Source organism: Microbacterium sp. NFH-22A-Y (assembly GCF_021401375.1).
GTDB lineage: Bacteria > Actinomycetota > Actinomycetes > Actinomycetales > Microbacteriaceae > Microbacterium > Microbacterium hominis.
The window spans coordinates 383,863-407,137 of the sequence record NZ_JACBGF010000003.1 but is presented as its reverse complement, the minus strand read 5'-3'; the positions used below and the strand labels follow the sequence as shown (position 1 = coordinate 407,137).

General features: G+C 70.6%; 20 protein-coding genes and 1 other RNA gene. 12 read left to right on the top strand and 9 right to left on the bottom strand.

The annotated features are described in order from the left end of the window. The first annotated feature begins 32 nt into the window (after positions 1-32). A complete protein-coding gene (locus L0965_RS12955) occupies positions 33-1,058 on the top strand; it encodes a sugar-transfer associated ATP-grasp domain-containing protein (RefSeq protein WP_101306351.1) in 1,026 nt (341 codons plus the stop codon). Between the two features lie 84 nt (positions 1,059-1,142). On the opposite strand, the gene L0965_RS12950 is transcribed toward L0965_RS12955, so the two are convergent. The 3 genes from L0965_RS12950 to L0965_RS12940 all read right to left on the bottom strand — a co-directional run bounded on the left by L0965_RS12950 (position 1,143) and on the right by L0965_RS12940 (position 4,371). Then, positions 1,143-1,844 carry a coenzyme F420-0:L-glutamate ligase gene (locus L0965_RS12950; RefSeq protein ID WP_101306350.1) on the bottom strand — a complete coding sequence of 234 codons (702 nt, stop codon included), beginning with the start codon at positions 1,842-1,844 and terminating at the stop codon, positions 1,143-1,145. Beyond that, positions 1,841-3,181 carry an RNA polymerase sigma factor gene (locus tag L0965_RS12945; RefSeq protein ID WP_101306349.1) on the bottom strand — a complete coding sequence of 447 codons (1,341 nt, stop codon included), beginning with the start codon at positions 3,179-3,181 and terminating at the stop codon, positions 1,841-1,843. Before L0965_RS12945 ends, L0965_RS12950 begins: the two co-directional genes overlap by 4 nt. A 206-nt stretch (positions 3,182-3,387) precedes the next feature. Continuing rightward, positions 3,388-4,371: a proteasome assembly chaperone family protein gene (locus L0965_RS12940; protein WP_101306348.1), complete on the bottom strand. Its 984-nt coding sequence runs from the start codon at positions 4,369-4,371 to the stop codon at positions 3,388-3,390. Between the two features lie 131 nt (positions 4,372-4,502). Between L0965_RS12940 and L0965_RS12935 the strand changes: the two genes are divergently transcribed. The 3 genes from L0965_RS12935 to sucB all read left to right on the top strand — a co-directional run bounded on the left by L0965_RS12935 (position 4,503) and on the right by sucB (position 9,181). Beyond that, a complete protein-coding gene (locus L0965_RS12935) occupies positions 4,503-5,972 on the top strand; it encodes a leucyl aminopeptidase (protein ID WP_101306347.1) in 1,470 nt (489 codons plus the stop codon). Next, positions 5,969-7,348 (top strand): dihydrolipoyl dehydrogenase, encoded by a 1,380-nt coding sequence (lpdA, locus tag L0965_RS12930; protein ID WP_101306346.1) that lies wholly within the window; start codon positions 5,969-5,971, stop codon positions 7,346-7,348. The genes L0965_RS12935 and lpdA overlap by 4 nt, the downstream gene beginning before the upstream one ends. Before the next feature lie 105 nt (positions 7,349-7,453). Further along, positions 7,454-9,181, top strand: a complete 1,728-nt coding sequence (gene sucB / locus L0965_RS12925) for a 2-oxoglutarate dehydrogenase, E2 component, dihydrolipoamide succinyltransferase (RefSeq protein ID WP_101306345.1) — start codon at positions 7,454-7,456, stop codon at positions 9,179-9,181. A 29-nt stretch (positions 9,182-9,210) separates the two neighbouring features. Here the strand turns inward: sucB and L0965_RS12920 are convergent, their stop codons facing one another. Beyond that, positions 9,211-10,611, bottom strand: a complete 1,401-nt coding sequence (locus tag L0965_RS12920; protein ID WP_101306344.1) for a hypothetical protein — start codon at positions 10,609-10,611, stop codon at positions 9,211-9,213. A 148-nt stretch (positions 10,612-10,759) separates the two neighbouring features. Here L0965_RS12920 and L0965_RS12915 point away from each other — a divergent pair, with 148 nt between their 5' ends. Beyond that, positions 10,760-11,470: a DUF4191 domain-containing protein gene (locus L0965_RS12915; RefSeq protein ID WP_101306343.1), complete on the top strand. Its 711-nt coding sequence runs from the start codon at positions 10,760-10,762 to the stop codon at positions 11,468-11,470. 3 nt (positions 11,471-11,473) lie between these two features. Here the strand turns inward: L0965_RS12915 and L0965_RS12910 are convergent, their stop codons facing one another. Further along, entirely contained in the window at positions 11,474-11,923 is a 450-nt protein-coding gene (locus L0965_RS12910) for an RDD family protein (RefSeq protein ID WP_101306342.1), read from the bottom strand. Between the two features lie 131 nt (positions 11,924-12,054). Between L0965_RS12910 and glnA (L0965_RS12905) the strand changes: the two genes are divergently transcribed. The 5 genes from glnA (L0965_RS12905) to L0965_RS12885 all read left to right on the top strand — a co-directional run bounded on the left by glnA (L0965_RS12905) (position 12,055) and on the right by L0965_RS12885 (position 16,944). Beyond that, entirely contained in the window at positions 12,055-13,479 is a 1,425-nt protein-coding gene (gene glnA / locus L0965_RS12905) for a type I glutamate--ammonia ligase (RefSeq protein WP_060958909.1), read from the top strand. A gap of 296 nt (positions 13,480-13,775) precedes the next feature. Further along, positions 13,776-14,108: a YbjQ family protein gene (locus L0965_RS12900; RefSeq protein ID WP_060958910.1), complete on the top strand. Its 333-nt coding sequence runs from the start codon at positions 13,776-13,778 to the stop codon at positions 14,106-14,108. A gap of 123 nt (positions 14,109-14,231) precedes the next feature. After that, positions 14,232-16,010, top strand: a complete 1,779-nt coding sequence (locus tag L0965_RS12895) for a TIGR03767 family metallophosphoesterase (protein WP_101306341.1) — start codon at positions 14,232-14,234, stop codon at positions 16,008-16,010. After that, positions 16,010-16,363, top strand: a complete 354-nt coding sequence (locus L0965_RS12890; protein WP_101306340.1) for a hypothetical protein — start codon at positions 16,010-16,012, stop codon at positions 16,361-16,363. Before L0965_RS12895 ends, L0965_RS12890 begins: the two co-directional genes overlap by 1 nt. Beyond that, the gene (locus L0965_RS12885; protein ID WP_101306339.1) at positions 16,360-16,944 is read left to right on the top strand and encodes a hypothetical protein; all 585 of its coding nucleotides are present in this window, start codon (positions 16,360-16,362) and stop codon (positions 16,942-16,944) included. The genes L0965_RS12890 and L0965_RS12885 overlap by 4 nt, the downstream gene beginning before the upstream one ends. Here the strand turns inward: L0965_RS12885 and L0965_RS12880 are convergent. From L0965_RS12880 to L0965_RS12870, 3 genes are read right to left on the bottom strand one after another with little or no spacing between them, the layout of a single operon-like run. Continuing rightward, positions 16,935-19,934: a bifunctional [glutamine synthetase] adenylyltransferase/[glutamine synthetase]-adenylyl-L-tyrosine phosphorylase gene (locus L0965_RS12880; RefSeq protein ID WP_061781767.1), complete on the bottom strand. Its 3,000-nt coding sequence runs from the start codon at positions 19,932-19,934 to the stop codon at positions 16,935-16,937. The genes L0965_RS12885 and L0965_RS12880 overlap by 10 nt on opposite strands. Positions 19,935-19,940: 6 nt before the next feature. Next, the gene (gene glnA / locus L0965_RS12875; protein WP_101306338.1) at positions 19,941-21,278 is read right to left on the bottom strand and encodes a type I glutamate--ammonia ligase; all 1,338 of its coding nucleotides are present in this window, start codon (positions 21,276-21,278) and stop codon (positions 19,941-19,943) included. A gap of 49 nt (positions 21,279-21,327) precedes the next feature. Next, positions 21,328-21,555 carry a hypothetical protein gene (locus tag L0965_RS12870; protein ID WP_060958916.1) on the bottom strand — a complete coding sequence of 76 codons (228 nt, stop codon included), beginning with the start codon at positions 21,553-21,555 and terminating at the stop codon, positions 21,328-21,330. 73 nt (positions 21,556-21,628) lie between these two features. On the opposite strand from L0965_RS12870, the gene ppgK reads away from it, so the two are divergent. Together ppgK and L0965_RS12860 are read left to right on the top strand one after the other, a co-directional pair. Then, positions 21,629-22,387 carry a polyphosphate--glucose phosphotransferase gene (ppgK, locus tag L0965_RS12865; protein WP_101306337.1) on the top strand — a complete coding sequence of 253 codons (759 nt, stop codon included), beginning with the start codon at positions 21,629-21,631 and terminating at the stop codon, positions 22,385-22,387. 176 nt (positions 22,388-22,563) lie between these two features. Continuing rightward, positions 22,564-22,767: a three-helix bundle dimerization domain-containing protein gene (locus tag L0965_RS12860; RefSeq protein WP_060958918.1), complete on the top strand. Its 204-nt coding sequence runs from the start codon at positions 22,564-22,566 to the stop codon at positions 22,765-22,767. A gap of 44 nt (positions 22,768-22,811) precedes the next feature. Here the strand turns inward: L0965_RS12860 and rnpB are convergent. Continuing rightward, positions 22,812-23,186, bottom strand: an RNA gene (rnpB, locus tag L0965_RS12855) — RNase P RNA component class A. Between the last annotated feature and the right edge of the window lie 89 nt (positions 23,187-23,275).

Below are 23,275 nucleotides of genomic sequence, written 5' to 3'. Positions count from 1 at the left end.
CCGTTCCCGCTCGTCCCTGGGAGGACTCTGCCATGGCATCTCGAGGCCTTCCGCTGTTCCACCGCTTCGCGGTCCTCGTCGAACGCGCCCGCGGGCTCGACGTCGCCTCGCTGACGGAGCGGGCGCGGTTCACCGCGAACGTCCACGGCAAGAGCTATCCGCTCGTACTGGTGGACATGCTCTGGTCGGCGGCGCGCCACCGCGTCGGGTTCAACGACTACATGGAGTTCGACTTCGCGATCCTCACGCGGGCCGAGCGCGCCACCTGGGTCACGAGTCCCCTCGCCCTCGAGCTGTCCAACCGCTACGACGATCCCGCCCAGGTCCACCGGTTCCACCACAAGGTCGACTTCAACCGCGACTTCGATCGTTTCCTCGGGCGTGAGTGGCTCGAGCTCGTGCCGGGCAACGCCGAGGAACTGCGTGCCTTCGCGCAGCGGCATCCGGTCTTCATCGCCAAGGTCCCCGTCAGCAAGTCCGGGCTCGGCGTGCGCCGCTACGACGCCGCCGAGGTGACCGACTGGGAGGCGTTCCACGCGGAGCTGAGGAACAAGGGCGAGGTGCTCATCGAGGAGCGCATCGTCCAGCATCCGGATCTCGAGGCGATCGCCCCCGGAACCGCCAACACGACGCGGGTGACCACGTTCGTCAAGGACGACGGCACGGTCGAGATCATCAACATGGCCCAGAAGTTCGGGCGGGGCCAGGTGAGCGACCAGGCGTCGTTCGGCGGCTTCTACACGGCGCTGCACGAGGACGGGCGCGCGATGGGCATGGGCTACTCCACGTCGGGCGAGCTGTTCGAGACCCACCCCGACACGGGCTTTCGCATCGTGGAGTATCGACTGCCGATGATCGACGAGGTGCGCGCCCTCATCTCGGACGTCGCCCTGGTCATCCCCGAGGTGCGCTACGTCGGCTGGGACATCGTCGTGACGCCGACCGGTCCCGTGCTGGTCGAGGGCAACTGGGGTGCGGGCGTCTTCGAGAACAAGCCGTCGGCCACCGGCATCCGGCACGGACACCTGCCGCGCTATCGCGCCGCGATGGGGTTCTGAGCGCACGCGGCAAGACACTCCCTCGACGCGAGAGAACGCCGGCGCTCCCGAATCGGAGGCGCCGGCGTTCTCGCGTCGTGGGGCTCAGACGGTGCGGATGATTCCCAGCGGAGTCGACTCGTGGCCTTGCCCGAGCGGGTTGTCGGCCAGGATGCGCACGAGCCGGCGCTCCCCCGCCTTGTCGAGCGTCGAGCCGAGGATGTTGCCGCCGATGTCGTTGATGTCGACGACGGCGACCTCCACCTGCCCGCCGAGGAGCGTCCGCAGTCGCGTCGCGACCTCGGCCGGCTTGGTCGGTCCGAGCACGACCGCACGGTTGTAGGGCGGGATGGTGCCGCTCGTGGGCCCGTCGATCGCGCGCGCCTTGTCACCGGCGATGCGGTAGAAGTCGCCCCGTCGCCCGAACAGCTTCGTGACGGCGCTCACCGCGGCCGCGAACAGGATGCGCACGGTGCCGCATTCGCGCAGCGCCATCTCCATGGTCTCGGGCATGCCGAGGCCGATGCCGTACGAGGTCTTGGTGACGTACTTCGAGAGGAAGCGCGCGAGGGCACGCGGCTGGATCTCGTCGAGGGTGTAGGAGCGGCCCTGCGTGATCGCGACGATCTTCTCGGTCACGAAGAGGAGGTCCCCCTCCGTCACCTCGGCCGCGGCGTACTCCGTCACGAACGCGTCCAGGTCGTCGCCGGGCATGACGACGCGCGTGCGGATCGGGATCCGCGCGAACGTCGTCCCCTCGACGGTGACGGTGAGCACCTTGCCGTCGTTGGGAACGTCGGCGCTCATTCGAGATAGTCCCGCAGCGACTGCGACCGCGACGGGTGGCGGAGCTTGGCCATCGTCTTCGACTCGATCTGGCGGATGCGCTCGCGGGTGACCCCGAACGTGTCGCCGATCTGGTCGAGCGTCTTCGGCTGCCCGTCGCCGAGACCGAAACGCATGCGGATCACGCCCGCCTCGCGCTCGCTCAGCGAGTCGAGCAGCGACTCGAGCTGACGCTGCAGCATCGTGAACCCGACGGCATCCGCGGGCACGACGGCCTCGGTGTCCTCGATCAGGTCACCGAACTCGCTGTCGCCGTCCTCGCCGAGCGGGGTGTGCAGCGAGATCGGCTCGCGGCCGTACTTCTGCACCTCGATGACCTTCTCGGGGGTCATGTCGAGCTCGCGCGACAGCTCCTCGGGCGTGGGCTCGCGTCCCAGATCCTGGAGCATCTGGCGCTGCACGCGGGCGAGCTTGTTGATGACCTCGACCATGTGCACGGGGATGCGGATGGTGCGCGCCTGGTCCGCCATGGCGCGGGTGATGGCCTGGCGGATCCACCACGTCGCGTACGTCGAGAACTTGAAGCCCTTGGTGTAGTCGAACTTCTCGACCGCGCGGATGAGACCGAGGTTGCCCTCCTGGATCAGATCCAGGAACTGCATGCCGCGGCCCGTGTAGCGCTTGGCCAGCGAGACGACGAGGCGCAGGTTGGCGCCGAGCAGGTGGCTCTTGGCGCGCTGTCCGTCGCGGGCGACCCACTGGAGGTCGAGGCCGAGCTGGCTCGACTTCTCGGCGGCCGACATGTGCGACAGCTTCTCCTCGGCGAACAGACCCGCCTCGATGCGCATCGCGAGCTCGACCTCTTCGGCCGCGTTCAGCAGCGGCACCTTGCCGATCTGCTTCAGGTAGTCCTTGACCGGGTCGGCGGTCGCGCCGGTGATCTGCGTCGAGTAGACCGGGACATCGTCCTCGTCGCTCGACGAGATGACGATCGCGCCGGTCGGCAGCGGCTCGGAGAAGGCCGGCTTGGTCGCGCCGTCCTCTTCCTCGTCGTCGTCCTCCCCGTCGCCCTTCTTGGCGGCCGCGGCCGCGGGAGCGTCTTCCGCGTCGTCGTCCGTCGCCTCGTCGGCGGTGTCGTCGATGTCGGCCTCATCGAGCTCGACGTCGTCGTCCAGCTCCTCGTCGTCGTCCGACGTGGCCTTCTTCGCAGCCGTCTTGGGGGCGGCCTTCGCCTTCGCCGGCGCCTTGGCAGGAGCCTTCTTGGCCGCCGGCTTCTTCGTGGCCTGTTCCGTGGTGGACTCCGTGGCTTCCTCCTCCTCGACCTTGCGGGAGCGGGTGGTCTTCGTGCCTGAGGTCACGTCTTGCCTTTCACCGACGGGAGCGCCGGGTTTTCGGACAGGAGTAAGACCCTTGTCAAGTCCGCAGCCGCTTCCAGGGGAAACGGCCTTCGGTCGACAACGGGTCAGGGATCCATTGTCGCATACATCATCGGATCCACCGTGCGCAACAGTCGATCAGGATCCCCACAGCATCCACAACGTCGTGGGACGGGCGGGCATTCCCCTCAGCGCCGGCCGCGCCGGTCGTCGCCGCGCCATTCGTCGCCCTTGCGGTCCTCGCCGCGGCGGTCGTCGTCGCGGCGGTGGTCATCGGTGCGACGATCGGCGAGGAAGCGCTCGAGCTCGGCGGCGAGCTCATCGGCGCTGGGCAGATCTCCGGTGTGGATGATCGGCTGGCCCAGGTTGGAGCCGGCCATGTAGGAGTCGTACCGCTCCTCGAGAGTACGCAGCATCGCGGTCAGCTCGGGATTGCCCTCGACCTGGTCGTCGACCTTCGAGACGTACTCCCGGTTCTCCTCGCGCACGCCGTCCGCGTCGAAGACGAGGCCCGTCGCGACCGACAGGCTGTCGAGACCGGCCAACGCCGCGGCGGGATAGTCGGTGTCGGCGAGGTAGTGCGGCACGAGGAGAACGAACCCCGAGACGGAGGCGCCGGTCTGCGCGAAGCGGTGCTCGAGCAGATGTCCCACGGTCGCCGGCACCTGCGTGTGCGGCTGCCACACGGAGTGCGCCTGCGTCAGATCGCTGCGGGTGCCGCTGACGGTCGTTCCGATGGGGCGCGTGTGGGGCACCGGCATCGGGATGGCGTGGACCCAGGTCACCGAGGACACCTGAAGGCCCTCGGCGAGCCCGATGACCGTCTCCGCGAACGACTCCCAGGCGAAATCGGGCTCGTACCCGGCGAGGAGCACGAACGGCTGGCCGATCGCGTCGTGCGCGAGCGACAGCTCCAGCCGCGGAGGGCGGTAGTCCGAGAGATGGTCGGCGTCGAAGGTGATCGTGGGGCGCCGCGCACGGTAGTCGAGGAGCACGTCGGCCGAGAAGGTCACCAGCGGCGCCGGATCCAGGTCCTCGCGGAAGATGTCGACCATCTGCGAGACCGCACCGCCGGCATCCGTGAATCCGGTCAGCACGATCACCATCGGGATGCCCGCGGGCACGGGTGGGGCCGACGCGACGCGCTCGTAGAGGGGACCGCTCAAGGGCATGGTTCCACTGTACGAGCCCCCGCCGCGTGCGGCGCCGCGTGCCGCTGACAGCGAACACGACGCGCGGGCGGCGCGCCGGTGGGGGGCGGGCGCACGCCACCGCGGCGAACGGCAAACCTAGGATGGAGGTCATGGCGTTTCCCGAGCTGTCGTACACCACCGACCCTCTGCGCGGGATCGAGGCGGATGCCCTCGTCCTGGCCCTGCCGCCTCTCGAGGAGGTCGCCGACGAGCTGGGGCACTGGCCCGGCCTGTCCGACGCTCTCGAGGCGGTCGGCTTCACGGGCGCTGCGGGCGGGGCGATCCGCGTCGCGGTGGCCGACTCCACCCGTCTCCCCCTGATCGTCGTCGGAACAGGTTCGCGCCCCGGGGCGTCGGCGCTGCGCGACTCGGTCGGCGCCGCGATCCGCACCACGGCGGGCTTCGACACCATCGCGATCGAGGCCGTGGGCGCGGATGCCGACGGCTGGCGCGGTGCGGCGGAGGGCGCCGTCCTCGGCGGCTACCGGTTCGACGGATACAAGACCACCGCGGCGCCGGCTCGTGCCCGTCGCGTCATCCTGCGGGCGGACCACGCGCCGTCGGAGTCGGAGCTCGAACGCGTCCGCGCCGTCGGTGCGGCGGCCGCGCTGGTCAAGGACCTCGTGCACACCCCCGCCGAATGGCTCGGCCCCCAGGATGTCGCGTATGCCGCCGTGGACGTCCTGCGCGACCTCCCCGTCGAGGTCGAGGTGCTCGACGAGACGCAGCTGGCCGAGGGCGGATACGGCGGAATCCTCGGCGTGGGCCAGGGGTCGGATCGCCCCCCGCGACTCGTGCGGGTGGACTACCACCCGGCCGACGCCCTTCGGCATGTCGCGCTCGTCGGCAAGGGCATCACCTTCGACACGGGCGGCCTGTCCTTGAAGCCCGCGGCCGGCATGGTCGGTATGAAGTACGACATGTGCGGTGCGGCGACGGTGCTCGCCGTCGTACGCGCGGCGGCGCAGCTGCGGCTGCCGGTGCGCGTGTCGGCATGGCTGTGTCTCGCCGACAACATGCCCTCCGGCCGCGCGATCCGCCCCGGCGACGTGCTGCGCATCCTCGGCGGGACGACCGTCGAGGTGCTGAACACCGACGCGGAGGGGCGACTGGTGCTGGCCGACGGTCTGGTGGCGGCGAGCCGCACCCGCCCCGACGTCCTCATCGACGTCGCGACGCTGACCGGTGCGATCTCGGTCGCGCTCGGATCGCGGCACACCGGGGTCATGGGAAGCGAGGACGCGGTCGCGGAGTATCTCGAGGCCGCCGCATCCGTCGACGAGCCCGCGTGGCCGCTGCCGCTTCCCGCCCACATGGAGGAGGAGCTCGACTCCCCCATCGCCGACCTCGTCAACGCGAAGATCGGCGACCCCACCGGGGGCTCGCTGTTCGCGGGACTGTTCCTCCAGCGATTCGTCGGACGCACGTCCGATGCCGAGGACGCGCCCCGCATCCCCTGGGTGCACCTGGACATCGCCGGCAGCGGATCCACGAAATCCGCCACCGGTGCCACGGACAAAGGTCCGACCGCGGCGACCATCCGTTCGCTGCTCGCATTCGTCGAAGGAGACGCACGATGACCGAACACCGCGCCGACCTGGTGGTCCTCGGCGGAGGCTCCGCCGGCTACGCCGCCGCCCTGCGAGCGGCCGAGCTCGGCCGTTCGGTGGTGCTCGTGGAGAAGGACAAGCTCGGCGGGACCTGCCTGCACCGCGGCTGCATCCCGACGAAGGCGATCCTCCACGCGGCGGAAGTCGCCGACAGCGTGCGCGACGCCGCCCAGGTGGGCGTGCGCGCCTCGTTCGAGGGCATCGACGCGGCCGCCGTCACGGCGTTCCGCGAGGGCATCGTCGCCAAGAAGTACAAGGGTCTCGAGGGTCTCGTGAAGGCGCGCGGGATCACGGTCGTCGCCGGAGCCGGACGGCTCACGGTGGATGCCGACGGGCCGGCGGTCGCCGTCGGCGAGGACCTCTATCGCGGCACCGACGTGCTGCTCGCGACCGGTTCCTACACGCGCACGCTCCCGGGGATCCAGATCGGCGGGCGCATCCTCTCGAGCGAGGAGGCCCTCGCCCTGACAGAGGTGCCGGCATCCGTCATCGTCCTCGGAGGTGGCGTGATCGGCGTCGAGTTCGCGAGCGCCTGGCGGTCGATGGGGGCCGAGGTCACGATCGTCGAGGCCCTCGATCACCTGGTCCCCGCGGAGGACGTCTCCTCGAGCAAGGCGCTGGAACGTGCCTTCCGCAAGCGGGGCATCACGGCACGGCTCGGGTCGCGCTTCGCGTCGGTGACGCCCACGGATGCCGCGGTCACGCTCGTTCTCGAGGACGGCAGCGAGCTGTCGGCCGACTACCTGCTGGTCGCCGTCGGGCGCGGCCCGGCGACGGCCGACCTGGGATTCGAGGAGGCCGGCGTCGGCATCGAGCGCGGCTTCGTCGTCGTCGATGACCGCCTGCGCACGAGCGTGGCCCACGTGTGGGCGGCCGGCGACATCGTCCCCGGCCTGCAGCTGGCCCACCGCGGGTTCCAGCAGGGGATCTTCGTCGCGGAGGAGATCGCCGGGCTCTCCCCCATCGCGGTGCCCGAGCACACGATCCCGCGCGTGACCTACTCCCACCCGGAGGTCGCGTCGGTGGGCATCACGGAAGCCGCAGCGCGCGCGGCCCACGGCGACGCCGTCGTCGCGTACGAGTACAACCTCGCCGGCAACGGACGCAGCGAGATCATCGGCACGGGCGGCATCGTCAAGGTCGTGCGGGTCGCCGACGGCCCCGTCGTCGGGGTCCACCTGGTCGGGGATCGGGTCGGCGAGCTCATCACCGAGGGTCAGCTGGCCGTCGGCTGGGAGGCCCATCCCGAGGACATCGCCCCCTACGTCCACGCCCATCCCACGCAGAGCGAGGCCCTCGGAGAGGCCTTCCTCGCCCTGGCGGGCAAGCCGCTGCACGCCATCTGAGCCCCATCCGCCACCCCAACCCGCGTCCGACGCCCGGGCCGCTGTGCGGTCGCAAGGGTCACTAAGCTAGTTGTCGGACATCGAACTTCTGAAGGAGACACAGTCATGAGCACATCCGTGGTCCTCCCCGCGCTCGGAGAGAGCGTCACCGAGGGAACGGTCACCCGTTGGCTCAAGAAGGTCGGTGACACGATCCAGGCCGACGAAGGGCTGCTCGAGATCTCGACCGACAAGGTCGACACGGAGATCCCCTCCCCCGTCAGCGGTGTGATCGAGGAGATCCTCGTGGCCGAGGACGAGACCGTCGAGGTCGGCGCCGTCCTGGCGAAGATCGGCGACGGCTCCGCCGCCCCGGCCTCCGGCGACGCGCCCGCCGCCGCGCAGAGCGCGCCCGAGGCCGAGCCCGCGCCCGCCGCGCCCGCACAGAGCGAAGCGCCTGCCGCGCCCGCGCCGGCCGAGGCGCCCGCCGCCTCCGGCGACGCGAAGGACGTGGTCCTGCCCGAGCTGGGCGAGAGCGTCACCGAGGGCACCGTCACGCGCTGGCTGAAGCAGGTCGGCGACGACGTGGCGGTCGACGAGCCGCTGCTGGAGATCTCGACCGACAAGGTCGACACCGAGATCCCCTCGCCCGTGGCCGGCACGCTGCAGGAGATCCTCGTCTCCGAGGACGAGACGGTCGCCGTCGGCGCCACGCTCGCCCGCATCGGCTCCGGGGCGCCCGCCCCGGCCGCCGCGGCGCCCGCTCCCGAGCCCGCTGCACCGGCTGCCGCTCCCGCTCCGGCTGCTGCTCCCGCTCCGGCTGCCGCTCCCGCTCCGGCTGCTGCTCCCGCTCCGGCTGCCGCTCCCGCTCCGGCTGCTGCTCCCGCCGCGCCGGCCGCTCCTGCACCGGCTCCCGCCGCCGCGGCGACGGACGACGACGTCGCGACCTATGTGACGCCGCTGGTCCGACGCCTCGCGCAGCAGCAGGGCGTCGACCTCGCCTCCGTCGTCGGCACCGGGGTCGGTGGACGCATCCGCAAGGAGGACGTCCTCAAGGCCGCCGAGGCCGCCCAGAGCGCCCCGGCCGCGCCCGCTGCGGCTCCCGCCGCCGCGGCGCCCGCGCCTCTGGAGGTGTCGCCGCTGCGCGGCACGACGCAGCCGATGTCGCGCCTGCGCAAGGTCCTCGCCGAGCGCGCCGTCGCATCCATGCAGCAGACGGCTCAGCTGACGACCGTCGTCAAGGTCGACGTGACCAAGGTCGCGGCGTACCGGGCCGCGGTCCAGAAGGACTTCGTCGCCAAGACGGGCGGCAAGCTGTCGTTCCTGCCGTTCTTCGTGCTCGCCGCCGCCGAGGCGCTGCAGGCGTTCCCGGTCATCAACGCGACCGTCGACGGCACCGACATCGTGTACCCGGCGACCGAGAACATCTCGATCGCGGTGGACACCGAGCGCGGTCTGCTCACCCCGGTGGTGCGCGATGCGGGCGGCAAGACGCTCGCCGGCATCTCCTCGGAGATCGCCGACCTGGCGGCGCGGACGCGCGACAACAAGCTGAAGCCCGACGAGCTCGCCGGTGGCACGTTCACCGTGACGAACACGGGTTCGCGCGGCGCGCTGTTCGACACTCCGGTGGTGTTCCTTCCGCAGTCCGCGATCCTCGGTACGGGTGCGGTCGTCAAGGAGCCCGGCATCGTGAAGGTCGACGGCGTCGAGGCGATCGCGGTCCGCTCCTACGTGTACCTCGCGCTGTCCTACGACCACCGCATCATCGACGGCGCCGACGCGGCGCGCTTCCTGGGCGCGGTCAAGACGCGCCTCGAGGACGCGCAGTTCGAGAGCACGCTCGGCATCTGATTCGGGCGCCCCGCTCACCCGGGTCGTCCTCATGGCTGGTCCGCGACGTCGTACACGTCGCGGACCAGCCATTTTCCGTCGGTGCTGACGAGGACGACCACCTGCGGCGCCCGCCCGTCGGCGCTGATGCGGTAGACCGCGACGCCGCCGTACTCGTCCAGCACGTCGATGCGACGCGCGGCAGCGGCGTCGGTCGCGACCCCGACCGGCATCGAGGCGGTCGGATCTTCCAGGACGCCGTCGCACACGCCGCCGGCGACGCACGCGGCGAGCTCCGACAGCAGGCCGTCGACCTGTGCGCGCTCGTCTGCGGCGTCCACGCCCGCTCCCGCGGTCGGCGCCGCGGTCGGTGCGGCCCGCGGTGCCGTCGCCGTCGGGGAGGGCGTGCTCGCCCCCTCGGAGGCGGAGCCGCGCGCGCCCGTGGAGGTGGTGCCGATCGCCGCCGATGGCGCGTCGTCGACGGGCCATGCCACGCCGACGCCGACCACGACCAGGGCGATGGCCGCGGCGACGAGCGCGGGAGCGCGGTGACGGTGCGAGCGCCGCGCCGGCGACGCCGCGGCGCTCGGAACCGCCGGCTCACCGCCGCGGGCGTGCCGATGCGGTGTCACCTGCGCGCGTCCGCGGATCTCGCGCAACCGCGAGATCGACGAGGCGGTCGCACGGATCGCCTCATGCGCACGCTCGACGAGGTGATGATCGAACAGCCGGCCGGCCCCTCCGGCGAGGCGTGCCGTGCCGGTCACGGGGCTGTCGTCCGCGATCCGCACCGTCGCCGCGCGCCGCGGGCGCGACGTCGCGTCCTCCTGCCGCTCGTCGCCGATCAGCGATGAGGGCTCCGCCGCCGAGAACAGGGCTTGCTCCACGCGCTCGTGCCGACGCGGAGTGATCTCGTCGGCGGACACGAGCTCGATCGCCTCCGCGAGCGCGGCACCGAGTGCGCCGCGAGAGCCGCGAGAGCCGCGAGAGCCGCGAGAGTCGTCGGACAGCAGTTCCAGCATCCGCACCGTCTCCTGCCGCCACGGCGCGGAGCCGTCCGCGGCCAGGACAGGGCGACCATCGGCATCCACCCACCACGTTCCCATCGAGATGCCGCAGCGCAGGGCCTCCACCGCGCCGCGCAGCATGCTGATCGCCGCGGTGACCGCGGCTCCCGGCGACAGCGGCGCACCGGCAGCGATGACCGTCGCCAGGCGCTGCGCGCAGTGCGGCAGCAGCGCCACATGGCCGTCGGCGGAGCGGGCGACGTCCACGGGCGCCAGCACGTGTTCGTCGCCGCGCGCCCGCCACACGGCGTCGGGAAGCTCATCGGCGGGCACCCACACCGTCGGCGGGTCTCCGGCCCGCAGGACGCCGGGGAACGGCGATTCGTCCGCGCGCAGCGTCCGCAGCATCGGCGGCGGGGCGAGCGGAGAGGCGTCGAACGTCATGCTCCGAGCGTCGTGGAGCGGCCTGGCGCGCTGACTCCGCCGCCCCTCATCTGTGGACGATGCGGGAGATCCGACGGCTGGGGAGGAGGTGCGTGGGCAGGCGTACGCCCGCGCGTGCGGGCTGCCCCGCGACGGTAGGCTGTGTGCCATGGCATCCCGCAGTACCGCTCCCGAGAAGGGCCCCGGCTTCTTCTCCCAGCTCCGCTCCCTGTACACCTTCACGAAGGCCGAGTTCTCGTGGCTTCCGTGGGTTCTGGCGGCGGTCGTCGTCGTGGGCATCGGCATCGGCGTGCTCGTGGGCTTCCTGATCCCGCCCGCCGCCATCTGGAGCATCATCCTCTGGGGCGTCACCGGTCTGCTGTTCGGTCTGCTCGGCGCCATGATCGTGCTCACGCGCCTGTCGACGCGTGCGATGTACATCAAGCTCGACGGGATGCCGGGCGCCGCCGGGCACGTGCTCTCCACCTCGCTCGGGCGCAGCTGGGTCGCCTCCGACATGCCCGTCGGCGTCAACCCCAAGACGCAGGACGCCGTCTACCGCGTCATCGGACGCGGCGGCGTGGTCATCGTCGGAGAAGGTGCCCGTGGACGCCTGACGCGGCTCGTCAACGACGAGAAGATGAAGGTGCAGCGCGTGGCATCGGGAGTGCCGATCAACGTGCTCTACATCGGTCACGGCGAGGGCGACATCCCGATCTCCAAGCTCTCGGCCACGATCAAGTCGTTCCCGAAGAAGGTCGACCGCGCGACGATGGCGGCCGTCGTCAAGCGCGTGGACTCCGTCTCGCAGTCGGTGACGTCGTTGCCGATCCCCAAGGGCATCGACCCGATGCGCGCCCGCGCCCCCCGCCCGCGGTGACCGTCACCCTCTGACGAGAACGGTCCCTGCGGCCTTGTCGTGCAGTCCCCGCTGATCCGCATCCCAGATCACGGCGGGGATGACCAGCGCCAGCAGCAACGTCCGCACGAGAGGCCGCCACAGTCCCGTCCACCCGCCGCCGACACGGATCACCCTCATGCCGAGCAGCCGGTGCCCCGGACTGCCGCCCAGGGTGGGGATGAACAGGATCTGCACCGCGAGGAAGATGATGTTCGATGCCAACGGGTTGGCGTTGCGGAAGCCGGTGACCTCGTCGATCGTCGGGAAGAACGCGTACGCGATGAGGGTCGCCGTGGCCAGATCGATCGCCAGGGCGCCGATGCGGCGCCCGATCCGGGCGATGCTTCCCGCGCCGGTCTGCGGCAACCCGAGCCGCTCGCCGGGATAGCTGTCGTCGGAATGTCCCGTATTCTCAGTCGTACCGGCTGTCACCGGCTCAGCTTATCCGCGCCGCCGTAACATCCCCGAAACACAGGGGATACTGCCGGGCAACCGGTCCTCGATAGCGTCGAGGAGAGCCTGATCCCGTTCAGGCGTGTTTCACACCCGATCTTGGAGACTCCATGTTCAAAGATTCATCCGAGGTTCTGAAGTTCATCAAGGACGAGGACGTCAAGTTCCTCGACATCCGTTTCACGGATCTGCCTGGTGTGCAGCAGCACTTCAACATCCCTGCCTCGACCGTCGACGAGGAGTTCTTCACGGTCGGTCAGCTCTTCGACGGCTCGTCGATCCGCGGTTTCGCGAACATCCACGAGTCCGACATGCAGCTCATCCCCGATGTCTCGACCGCCTACATCGACCCGTTCCGCGAGGCGAAGACGCTCATCATGCTCTTCGACATCTACAACCCGCGCAACGGCGAGATCTACAGCAAGGACCCGCGTCAGGTCGCCAAGAAGGCGGAGAAGTACCTCGCCTCCACCGGCATCGCCGACACGGCCTTCTTCGCCCCCGAGGCGGAGTTCTACATCTTCGACGACGTGCGCTACGAGGTGAAGCAGAACGCTTCCTTCTACAGCGTCGACTCCGAAGAGGGCGCGTGGAACACCGGTCGCGCCGAAGAGGGCGGCAACCTCGCCAACAAGACGGCGTACAAGGGCGGCTACTTCCCCGTCTCCCCCGTCGACAAGACGGCCGACCTCCGCGACGACATCAGCCTGCACCTCATCGACTCGGGCCTCATCCTCGAGCGCGCTCACCACGAGGTGGGCACCGGCGGCCAGCAGGAGATCAACTACCGCTTCGACACCATGGTGCACGCGGCCGATGACATCCTGAAGTTCAAGTACATCGTCAAGAACGTCGCCGAGCAGTGGGGCAAGGTCGCGACCTTCATGCCGAAGCCGCTCTTCGGCGACAACGGCTCGGGCATGCACACGCACCAGTCGCTGTGGCTCGAGGGCAAGCCGCTCTTCTACGACGAGAAGGGCTACGGCGGCCTGTCCGACCTCGCCCGCTGGTACATCGGCGGTCTGCTGGCGCACGCGCCGGCCGTGCTCGCCTTCACCAACCCGACGCTCAACTCCTACAAGCGTCTCGTCAAGGGCTACGAGGCCCCGGTCAACCTGGTCTACTCGGCCGGCAACCGCTCGGCCGCGATCCGCATCCCGATCACGGGCAGCAACCCCAAGGCCAAGCGCATCGAGTTCCGTGCGCCCGACGCCTCGGGTAACCCGTACCTCGCGTTCGCCGCGCAGATGATGGCGGGCCTCGACGGCATCAAGAACCGCATCGAGCCGCACGAGCCGGTCGACAAGGACCTCTACGAGCTGCCGCCCGAGGAGGCCAAGAACATCCCGCAGGTGCCGAACTCGCTGCTCGACTCGCTCGAGGCGCTCCGCGCAGACCACGAGTTCCTCCTCGCCGGCGGTGTGTTCACGCCCGAGCTCATCGAGACCTGGATCGAGTACAAGATCGAGAACGAGATCAAGCCGCTCGCCGCGCGCCCGCACCCGTTCGAGTACGAGCTGTACTTCGGCGTCTAGTCGGCCCGCGGCAGGGCCGGAGTGACCGGTGACGATCCGTCGTCGCCGTCTCGCCGGATCGAGTCGCCCAGAGCCCCAGTGGCACCGCTTCCTCCCCTGGAGGAACCCGGTCGCCGCTGGGGCTCTGTCGTTTCGGGTCTCGGCGCGTCGGAGGCCCGCGGTCACCCGCCACGGTCCCGAGCCGATGCCGCTGTGGTGCTCGATCTCGGGCCGCGGCATCCATAGGATCGACCCGGCACCATCCGTACGCCGCCTCGGCGACGGAGCATCGGGCCGATCACAGAGACGAGGTCACCATGTTCGCTGTCACCACGAACGACGTTCCGGGTTATCGCATCACCAAGGTCCTCGGCGAGGTCATGGGGCTCACGGTGCGGTCGGCCAACTTCGGTCAGAACTTCACCGCCGGCTTCCGCTCGCTCGCCGGCGGCGAGATGCCCGAGTACACGAAGGTCATCTACGAGTCGCGCTTCGAGGTCATGCAGCGGATGTGGGCCGAAGCGCAGCAGCGCGGCGGCAACGCCGTGGTGGCGATGCGGTTCGACTCGGGTGCGATCGGCAGCTTCACGGAGTTCTGCGCGTACGGCACGGCCGTGGTGGTGGAGCCGCTCGATCCGGCGCAGGCGTAGCGGCATCCGGGCACGGATGCGGGTCGTCGGCGCGTCGCGGCATCCGCATCTGGTGAGTCGCGCTCGCGGCCCGCTAGATTTGACGCACCCGATTGCGTCAGCGCGCCGAACCCGGAGGTGCCCGTGGGCGTGCTCTCCCGCCGCCAGTTCCTCGCCGTCGTCGGCGGTCTCGCCGCTGCTGGCGCACTCCCCCGCGACGAGCTCGCGCACGCTCTCGCCGCACCGCCGCGCGCGGTCGCCGACGCACCGAGCACGCTCCTGCAGACGATCCTGCAGGGGCCGGTTCAGAAGGGCTCCTACCGCACGCTCGTCGCCGGCGCGGGTGAGCCCCACATCGCACGCTTCGACGTGCTCGGGCGCTCCGCGGACGCCGGGCGCGCCGCATCACGTCGGTCGCTCCTCTACCTCGCGCACCTCTCGGACATGCACGTCATCGACGCGCAGTCGCCCGGCCGCATCGAGCCGATGATCGTGCAGGACCACGCCGCGTGGGGATCGGCATTCCATCCGCAGGACCCGCTCAGCCCGCACGTGATCGCCGCGATGACCAGGTCGATCTCCGATCTTCGGTACAGCCCGGTCACCGGCGCTCCGATGGATGCCGCCGTCGTCACCGGAGACAGCGCGGACATGCACTCGCACCGCGAGCTGCGCTGGTACATCGACCTGCTCGACGGACTGACCGTCGACCCGCGCACGAGCGACACGTTCCAGGGCGTACAGGCGTGGGCCGAGGCCGTCTGGGCCTATCGGCCGGCCGATCCGACGGGCGGCGCGTTCGGCGCCTACGGCTTCCCCACCCTGCCGAGCCTGCTCGACGAGGCGATCGCCCGCCCCGTGTCGTCGGTGGGCCTGCCCGCCCCCTGGTACACCGTCTACGGAAACCACGAGACGCTCCTGCTCGGAACGTTCGACCTCGACACGCAACTGCGCGCCCTCGCGGTGGGCGGACGCAAGTCGTACACCCTGGAGGCGACGGCGGCGATGGCGCTCGGCGGCTACGCGGCGCGCACGAGCGCCGTGCAGCAGACCCTGGATGCGTGGGGGCTCGAGCTGGGGCTGCGTCCCGGATTCAAGGCGGTCCCCGCCGATCCGGGGCGTGCGCTGTTCACGCAGCAGGAGTTCATGACGGAGCATTTCCGCACGGCGGATCGTCCCGGCCCGGTGGGGCACGGCTTCACCGAGGAGAATCTGCGCTCCGGCCAGACGTGGTGGAAGGCCGATCTGTCGCCGCGGGTGCGGGTGTTCGGCCTGGACACCTGCAACCAGGTCGCGGGCCCCGACGGCGCCGTGCCGAAGAACCAGTTCGACTGGCTCGAGGCGGAGCTCGTCACGGCCACCAAGGAGAACCGGCTCGCGATCGTGCTCAGCCATCACAACAGCGACACCCTGGAGAACCGGGCACAGCGGCCCGGGCAGGAGGAGGTGCTGCTCGGAGCCGACGAGTTCGTGGCGATGCTCGTGAGATACCCCGTGGTGGTGGCGTGGCTGAACGGACACACCCACCTGAACCAGATCCTCGCGCACCGGGGGCCTGGCGGTGGCGGCTTCTGGGAGATCACGACCGCATCCTGCATCGACTTCCCACAGCAGCAGCAGACCGTGGAACTCGTCGACAACCGGGACGGCACGCTCTCGATCTTCACGACCGTCGTCGACCACGCCGCCGATCCGCGGCCGGGAAGCGGCGGCGACTATCTCGCGCTCGCTTCGCGCAGTCGCGAGCTCGCGTCCAACGACTGGGCCGAGACTCCGCTGATGCGCCGCGGGTCGGCGCTCGACCGCAACACCGAGCTCCTCCTGCCCGTGCCGTTCGATCTCGCGACGATCAGCGACGCGGCGCTCGAAGCGCAGCATCTCGCCGCGCGCACGCGCATCCTCGCCCACGAGGGGAACCTCTGATGCGCGCAGCTCGGCTCGTCTGCGCTCTCGCGGCGTGCGCCGTGGCCGCGAGCCTGGCGGGCTGCTCGCAGGTCGCCGCCCTCGCACCGGTCGGAGGAAACGGCCTGGCCGAAGTGCGCTTCGGAGCGATCGACGTCCTGCAGCAGAAGGGCATCGACCTTCTCGAGGCGCCCGTCTGCGCGACCGTGGGGGCAGGGCCCGCGGTGACCTGCACCGGCCGCACGCTCGACGGCCGCGACGTCTCGGTCGCCTCCAGCGTCTCGTCGGACGCGCGACTGGACGTGCTCGTCGGCGGACAGACGCTCTTCTCCGGCCTCCTGTCGGATGTGCTCGACGCGGCGGCGCGCGGATGAGCGCCGCTCCGACGTCGCTGACGCGGGTGGCCCTCGCGGGGGTCGTCGTGGTGGCCAACGCCGCCGCACAGGCTGCGCTCGTCGCGGTCGCGCCGCGTCAACCGCTGGATGCCGCTGCCATCGCCCTCGCCGTCGTCTCCGGTGTGGTCCTCGGTGCGGCGGCGGCCGCGCTGTGGGTGATCGCCCAGGGGCGGTTCCGGGCGCGCACGGTGGGCCGCACGGCGGTCGCCGCGGTCGCCGTCGCCCTGTTCGCGGTGGCGGCACCCGTCGCGATCCCGGTCGTGGTCGCGATCGCGTGCCCCGTGATCGCGGCGGACCGCCCGGTCGTCGCCGGGACGGGGCTGCGGCGGCATCCCTGGCGCACCGCCCTCCATCTGGTGCTGACGGCTCTGGCGGTCGTCCTGGCGAGCGTGGTGGCGATGCTTCTCGGGCTGCTCGCGCCCGGCGCGATCGGGTCCGCCGCCGCGTGGCTGATCATCGGAGCCGGCGCCGCCGTCATCACCGGGAGCTGGCAGCGCTGGGCACGCCGTGCTGAGTCCGAGCACGGCACGCGCACGGCCCCGGCATCCGCTCAGCCGTAGAAGAGCTTCTCGAAGTCGCGGCGCGCCCGTCGCGCCGTCCGCAGCCACTCCTCCTCGACGAGGGTGGCCGACCGCGGCGGGTACTCCAGCAGACGGCCGATGCCGTCGAGCTTGCCGCGATCGGTCGGAAGGACGTCGCTCGTCTGGCCGGACAGCAGCGTGTTGGCCGACCGCAGTCGACTCGCGAGCCGCCACGCGTCGTGGAGACGCTGCGCGGCGGCATCCGGCACCAGTCCGGCCGCCCGGGCGGCCTCGAGCGCGTCGAGGGTGGATGTCGTGCGCAGCGCCGGGACGTCGTGCGCGTGCTCGTGCTGCCAGAGCTGCACGAGCCATTCGACATCGCTCAGCCCGCCGGGGCCGAGTTTGAGGTGTCGCGACCGGTCGGCGCCCTGGGGCAGTCGCTCGTTCTCGACGCGCGCCTTGATCCGCTTGATCTCCCGCAGGTCCTGCTGCACGGGATGCCGGGGGTAGCGCACCTCGTCGGCGAGGGCCATGAACCGGCCGACGAGCTTCACGCTCCCGGCGACGCCGCGAGCGCGCAGCAGGGCCTGGGCCTCCCACGAGAGCGACCACCGTCGGTAGTACTCCGTGTAGGAGTCCAGCGACCTCACGAGCGGTCCGTTGCGCCCTTCCGGACGCAGGTCGGCGTCGAGCTCGAACGGGACCCGGTGATCTTCGGAGTAGGTGCGGATGCCGGCGACCAGGCGCAGTGCGAGATCGTGCGCGCGCTGCGGGTCGAGGCCGTTCGCGTCGTAGACGTAGAGCACGTCGGCGTCGGATCCGAAGCCCAGCTCTCCCCCGCCGAAGCGGCCCATCGCGATGACCGAGAAGTCCAGCGCGGCGTCCTCGGCGCCGACGATGTCGCGGCGGACCGCGCGCAGCGTGGCCTGGATGGTCACCTCGCTGACCGTCGTGAGGCCCTGTGCGAGCTCGTCGATCGTCAGCGTGCCCAGCACGGCCCCGAAGGCGAGCCGCAGCAGCTCCCGACGACGCAGAGCGCGCACGGCGCGCATGGCCTCGACCACCGTCTCGTGCCGCGTCTGGATCGCGCGCGCCTCTTCCTGGAGGGCGACGCCGGGGCGCGGGCGGAGCTGGTCTTCGGAATCGAGCCAGGCGACCGACTCGGGGATCCACTCCATCAGCTCGCCGATGTAGCGCGATCCCGACAGCACGCGGGTGAGCCGCTCGGCGGCACCGGCCGAGTCGCGCAGCATCCTCAGGAACCAGGGCGTGTCGCCCAGACGCTCGCTGATGCGCCGGAAGGCGAGCAGGCCGTAGTCCGGATCGACGCCGTCGGCGAACCACCGGATCATGACCGGCATCAGATGACGCTGGATGGTGGCCTTGCGGCTCAGACCGCCCGTGAGCGCGCCGATGTGACGCAGCGCCCCCGCCGGATCGCGGAACCCGATGGCGGCGAGGCGATCGTGCGCCTGCGCGGTCGACAGCTGCTGCTCGTCCGAGCTCAGTGCCGCCACCGCCGACAGCAGGGGGCGGTAGAACAGGCGCACGTGGATCTCGCGCACCTCGCGCTTGATGCCCTCCCACAGCGCCCAGACGCCGGGGCCGCCGTCCGCCAGGCGCGACGCGCGAGCGAGCACGCGCAGACCGTCGGGCTGCTGAGGCATGAGGTGGGTGCGGCGCAGGTCGCGCAGCTGCACGCGATGCTCGAGGACCCGCAGCACCCGGTAGTCGTGCGAGAACGTCGCGGCATCCTCGCGCCCGATGTAGCCCGCGCCGACGAGCGCCTCGAGCGCATCGAGGGTGCCCCGTTGCCGGATCGTGTCGTCGGTGAGCCCGTGCACGAGCTGGAGCAGCTGAACGGTGAACTCGATGTCGCGGATGCCGCCGGGACCGAGCTTCAGCTGGTACGGGACCTCCGCGGCGGGGATGTGGTCCGTCACCCGCTCGCGCATGCGCTGCACGCTGTCGACGAAGTTCTCCCGGGCCGCACTCGTCCAGATCTTCGGCTGGACGGCTGCGACGTATGCCTCGCCGAGAATACGGTCGCCGGCCAAGGGGCGTGCCTTGAGGAGGGCCTGGAACTCCCAGCTCTTCGCCCAACGGTCGTAGTACGAGAGGTGGGAGTCGAGGGTCCGCACGAGGGCGCCCTGCTTGCCTTCCGGGCGTAGATTGGCGTCGACCTCCCACAGGGGAGGCTCGATCTCCATCCCGGAGATGCCGCGCATCGTCTGCACTGCGAGCCGCGTCGCGATGTCGATCACGCGGCTCTCGCCCACCTGCTCGACGAGTTGCGGGTCTCCCCCGCCCACGAAGATGACGTCGACGTCGCTGACGTAGTTGAGCTCGCGCGCGCCGGTCTTGCCCATACCGATGATCGCGAGCTGCGTCGCCGCGACCTGGTCGCGCGGGAACAGACCCGATCCGGGCGCACCCCCGGCGACCCGCGTCCGCGCGACGCAGAGGGATGCCTCGAGTGCGGCACCGGCGGCATCCGCCAGGCTCGCCGCGACCGGTGCGAGCACGGCGACGGCGTCGTCGGCACCGAGGTCGTGGGCGGCGATGCGCGCGAGCATGCGCCGGTAGCGGACGCGGAGGGCCACCCACGCGCTCTCGTCGCCCGTCGCGGCGAAACCGTCGGCATCCGCGCCGACCGCATCGGTCAGCTCGCGGCGCAACTCCTCCGCCGTCGGCAGCGGCACCTCGGGGCCGACGAGGTGGGCGAGCTCGGCGGGGTGTCGGAGGAAGAAGTCGGCGAATCCCGTCGACGCGCCCAGCAAGCGCCACAGCGCAGAGCCTCCCCGCGTGAGCGCCTCCGCGACGGCTGTGGCATCGCGGCGCGCGATGCGCGCGAGCGCCGCCAGAGCGCCGTCCGGATCGGCCGCGTGCTGGGCGCCGCGCAGGATGTCCTCGCGGGAGAGGCCCAGGGCCTCCGCCAGCTCGGTCAGCAGCGCGTCGGCGTCGCCGAGGTCACCGAATCCGTCGCGCGCCAGCAGCGTCAGAACCGACGTGCGCTCGCTCGAGGTCATGACGGATCAGAGCATCTCCAGGTTGCTCTTCAGCTCGAAGGGCGTCACCTGTGCACGGTACTCGTGCCACTCGCGGCGCTTGTTGAGCAGCACGTAGTTGAACACCTGCTCGCCCAGCGTCTCGGCGACCAGCTCCGACTCCTCCATGTACTCCAGCGCGTGGTCGAGGCTCGCGGGCAGCTGCGCGTAGCCGAGCGCGCGTCGCTCGGCATCCGTGAGCGACCAGACGTTGTCCTCGGCCTCCGGCGGAAGCTCGTATCCCTCCTCGATGCCCTTCAGGCCCGCGGCGAGCATCAGCGCGAAGGCGAGGTACGGGTTCGCCGCCGAGTCGAGCGCGCGGTACTCCACCCGCGTCGACTGCCCCTTGTTCGGCTTGTACATGGGCACCCGCACGAGGGCGGAGCGGTTGTTGTGACCCCAGCAGATGAAGCTGGGCGCCTCGTCGCCGCCCCAGAGCCGCTTGTACGAGTTGACGAACTGGTTGGTCACCGCGGCGATCTCGTTCGCGTGGGTGAGCAGTCCGGCGATGAACTGGCGACCGGTCTTCGACAGCTGGTACTGCGCGCCCTCCTCGTAGAAGGCGTTCTGGTCGCCCTCGAAGAGCGACATGTGCGTGTGCATGCCGCTTCCCGGCTTGCCGGACAGGGGCTTCGGCATGAAGGTCGCGTAGACGCCCTGCTCGATCGCCACCTCCTTGACCACGGTGCGGAAGGTCATGATGTTGTCGGCGGTCGCGAGGGCGTCCGCGTAGCGCAGGTCGATCTCGTTCTGCCCGGGGCCGCCCTCGTGGTGGCTGTACTCCACCGAGATGCCGAGGTCCTCGAGCATCCGCACGCTGCGGCGGCGGAAGTCGTGGGCCGTGCCGCCGGGGACGTTGTCGAAGTAGCCGGCGGAATCCACCGGCTCCGGGCCTTCGGGTCCGAACGACGACGACTTCAGCAGGTAGAACTCGACCTCGGGGTGGGTGTAGAACGTGAACCCGGCATCCGCCGCCTTCGCGAGCGTGCGCTTGAGCACGTGCCGCGGGTCTGCCACCGCCGGCTGCCCGTCGGGCGTGGTGATGTCGCAGAACATGCGGGCCGTCGGGTCGATCTCACCGCGCCACGGGAGCGTCTGGAACGTCGTCGGGTCGGGGTGGGCGAGCAGGTCCGACTCGTACGAGCGGGTCAGGCCCTCGATGGCCGATCCGTCGAAGCCGAGTCCTTCGGTGAAGGCGCCCTCCACCTCGGCGGGGGCGATCGCGACCGACTTCAGCGTTCCGATCACATCGGTGAACCAGAGGCGGACGAACTTCACGCCCCGCTCTTCGATCGTGCGCAGTACGAAGTCCCGTTGCTTGTCCATCGCGTCCTCTCAGATGCCGCTTCGAAGGGAAGCCGGGCCGAAGGCCAGACTATCGGTCCCCGTCGGTGTGCGACGCGTCGCCCGACGTACCCCAGTCGCCCTCGCGGGCGTCGTCCTCGGCCCACTCGCGCGAGCGCTTCGCGAGCAGCTCCGGAGCCTTCGCCGCCTCTTCGGCCGTGTCGAACGGTCCGGCGCGGTCGATGGCGGGCGACTCGAACCCGCGCTCGACGGCGCCGGTCGTGAGGTTGTACCAGTACTTCTCGTCGCCTGACGTCATGGCAGGTCCTTCCTGTGGGGGCTCTGGCTCGATCCTAACGATGGGCGCGGAGGACCTGGATAGGCTGGACCGCATGACGACGAAGGCGACCCGCGCGGTCGGTGTGGACATCGGCGGAACCGGCATCAAGGGTGCCCTCGTTGACCTCGAGGAGGGAAAGCTCCTCAGCGACCGCGTGAAGGTGGCGACGCCGACCGGCGCCGAGCCCGACGACGTGCTGGCGGCGGTGCAGACCGTTCTCGACACGCTCGGCGTCACCGACGCCGACATCCCGCTGGGCGTCGCGTTCCCCGCGATCGTCAAGAACGGCAAGACCCTCTCCGCGGCCAACGTCGCCGACACCTGGGTCGGCTTCGAAGCCGAGAAGTTCTTCGAGGACGGCCTCGGCCGTGAGATCCACTTCGCGAACGACGCGGATGTCGCCGGTGTCGCGGAGGCGCGATACGGTGCCGCTCGCGACGTGCTCGGCCTCGTGCTGCTGACGACGCTCGGCACCGGCATCGGGACCGCCATGCTGTACGACGGCGTCCTGATCCCGAACGCCGAACTCGGACATCTCCAGCGTGCGCATCACGGCAAGGATGCCGAGGCGTGGGCGGCCTACTCGGCGATGGAGCGCGACGAGCTCACGTGGAAGAAGTGGGCCAAGCGCCTGCAGTGGTATTACAGCTACCTCGACTTCCTCCTGAGCCCCGATCTGTTCATCGTCGGCGGAGGGGTCTCGAAGCACGCCGACGAGTTCCTGCCGCTGCTGCAGCTCTCCACACCCATCGTCCCCGCCACGCACCGCAACAACGCGGGGATCATCGGCGCGGCGGCGCTGGCGGTGTAGCGCGATCGACTGTTGCCACGCGCGTCCTGTTCGCTCTATGGTGAGCCTGACGGTCTGGGGACTGTCGAGCTCCACTTTGACACGCTGATGCAAGCGGCGGAGAGGCGGGACGCAGAGCTGCGTTCCGCCTCTCTCCGTCTTACCGTCGTCGCGCTGCGCGGCGTAGGCTCGTCGCCATGTCGACCCAGCCCGCGGATCCCGAAGCGGTCATCCAAGAGATCGTCGAACGTCTCGAAGTGCGTTTCCCGAACGCCCCGGCCTCCGCGGTGAGGGCCGCCGTCGAGGAGGCTCGCGATCACTTCTCGCGTGCTCGCGTCAAGGATTTCCTGCCGGTGTTGATCGAGCGCGAGGCGAAGGCCCGGCTCGAACGACCCCTCTGACTCGTCCGGCGGTCGGGTCGCGAACCCTGCCGGACGGGGTGAGGCGAATGGGCCGGCCTGTACGCCGGGTTCTGTCCGGGAGCTCGCGCTCCGTGGACGGTCATCTCTCTCGGCGACACGTTGCCGTGCCGCTCCAGCGGCCTACCCGGGGACTCGGCGAGCCGCGTCGGCATCCCCTGTCTGGCCTTGCTCCGGGCGAGGTTTACCGTGCGGACCGTGTCACCACGATCCCGGTGGTCTCTTACACCACCCTTTCACCCTTACCCCGGTGCTCCGACGAGCGGAGTCCGGGGCGGTCTGCTCTCTGTGGCACTGTCTCGCGGATTGCTCCGGGTGGGTGTTACCCACCGCCCTGCCCTGTGGAGCCCGGACGTTCCTCGGTGCGGGTGACCCCGCCACGCGACCGTCCAGCCGACCCATTCGCTCCCCCGATCCTACTGGTTCGCGTCGTTCCGACGTGGTACGGTGTCGCCACGAGGCCCGGCTGGGGGGTTTGGGCTCGCATCGC

What these genes read in the sequence shown, in the direction of transcription:
- L0965_RS12955 (WP_101306351.1), top strand. Translation starts at nt 33, where the DNA reads ATGGCATCTCGAGGCCTTCCGCTGTTCCACCGCTTCGCGGTCCTCGTC.
- L0965_RS12950 (WP_101306350.1), bottom strand. Translation starts at nt 1,844, where the DNA reads ATGAGCGCCGACGTTCCCAACGACGGCAAGGTGCTCACCGTCACCGTC.
- L0965_RS12940 (WP_101306348.1), bottom strand. Translation starts at nt 4,371, where the DNA reads ATGCCCTTGAGCGGTCCCCTCTACGAGCGCGTCGCGTCGGCCCCACCC.
- L0965_RS12935 (WP_101306347.1), top strand. Translation starts at nt 4,503, where the DNA reads ATGGCGTTTCCCGAGCTGTCGTACACCACCGACCCTCTGCGCGGGATC.
- lpdA (WP_101306346.1), top strand. Translation starts at nt 5,969, where the DNA reads ATGACCGAACACCGCGCCGACCTGGTGGTCCTCGGCGGAGGCTCCGCC.
- sucB (WP_101306345.1), top strand. Translation starts at nt 7,454, where the DNA reads ATGAGCACATCCGTGGTCCTCCCCGCGCTCGGAGAGAGCGTCACCGAG.
- L0965_RS12920 (WP_101306344.1), bottom strand. Translation starts at nt 10,611, where the DNA reads ATGACGTTCGACGCCTCTCCGCTCGCCCCGCCGCCGATGCTGCGGACG.
- L0965_RS12915 (WP_101306343.1), top strand. Translation starts at nt 10,760, where the DNA reads ATGGCATCCCGCAGTACCGCTCCCGAGAAGGGCCCCGGCTTCTTCTCC.
- glnA (WP_060958909.1), top strand. Translation starts at nt 12,055, where the DNA reads ATGTTCAAAGATTCATCCGAGGTTCTGAAGTTCATCAAGGACGAGGAC.
- L0965_RS12900 (WP_060958910.1), top strand. Translation starts at nt 13,776, where the DNA reads ATGTTCGCTGTCACCACGAACGACGTTCCGGGTTATCGCATCACCAAG.
- L0965_RS12890 (WP_101306340.1), top strand. Translation starts at nt 16,010, where the DNA reads ATGCGCGCAGCTCGGCTCGTCTGCGCTCTCGCGGCGTGCGCCGTGGCC.
- L0965_RS12885 (WP_101306339.1), top strand. Translation starts at nt 16,360, where the DNA reads ATGAGCGCCGCTCCGACGTCGCTGACGCGGGTGGCCCTCGCGGGGGTC.
- L0965_RS12880 (WP_061781767.1), bottom strand. Translation starts at nt 19,934, where the DNA reads ATGACCTCGAGCGAGCGCACGTCGGTTCTGACGCTGCTGGCGCGCGAC.
- glnA (WP_101306338.1), bottom strand. Translation starts at nt 21,278, where the DNA reads ATGGACAAGCAACGGGACTTCGTACTGCGCACGATCGAAGAGCGGGGC.
- L0965_RS12870 (WP_060958916.1), bottom strand. Translation starts at nt 21,555, where the DNA reads ATGACGTCAGGCGACGAGAAGTACTGGTACAACCTCACGACCGGCGCC.
- ppgK (WP_101306337.1), top strand. Translation starts at nt 21,629, where the DNA reads ATGACGACGAAGGCGACCCGCGCGGTCGGTGTGGACATCGGCGGAACC.
- L0965_RS12860 (WP_060958918.1), top strand. Translation starts at nt 22,564, where the DNA reads ATGTCGACCCAGCCCGCGGATCCCGAAGCGGTCATCCAAGAGATCGTC.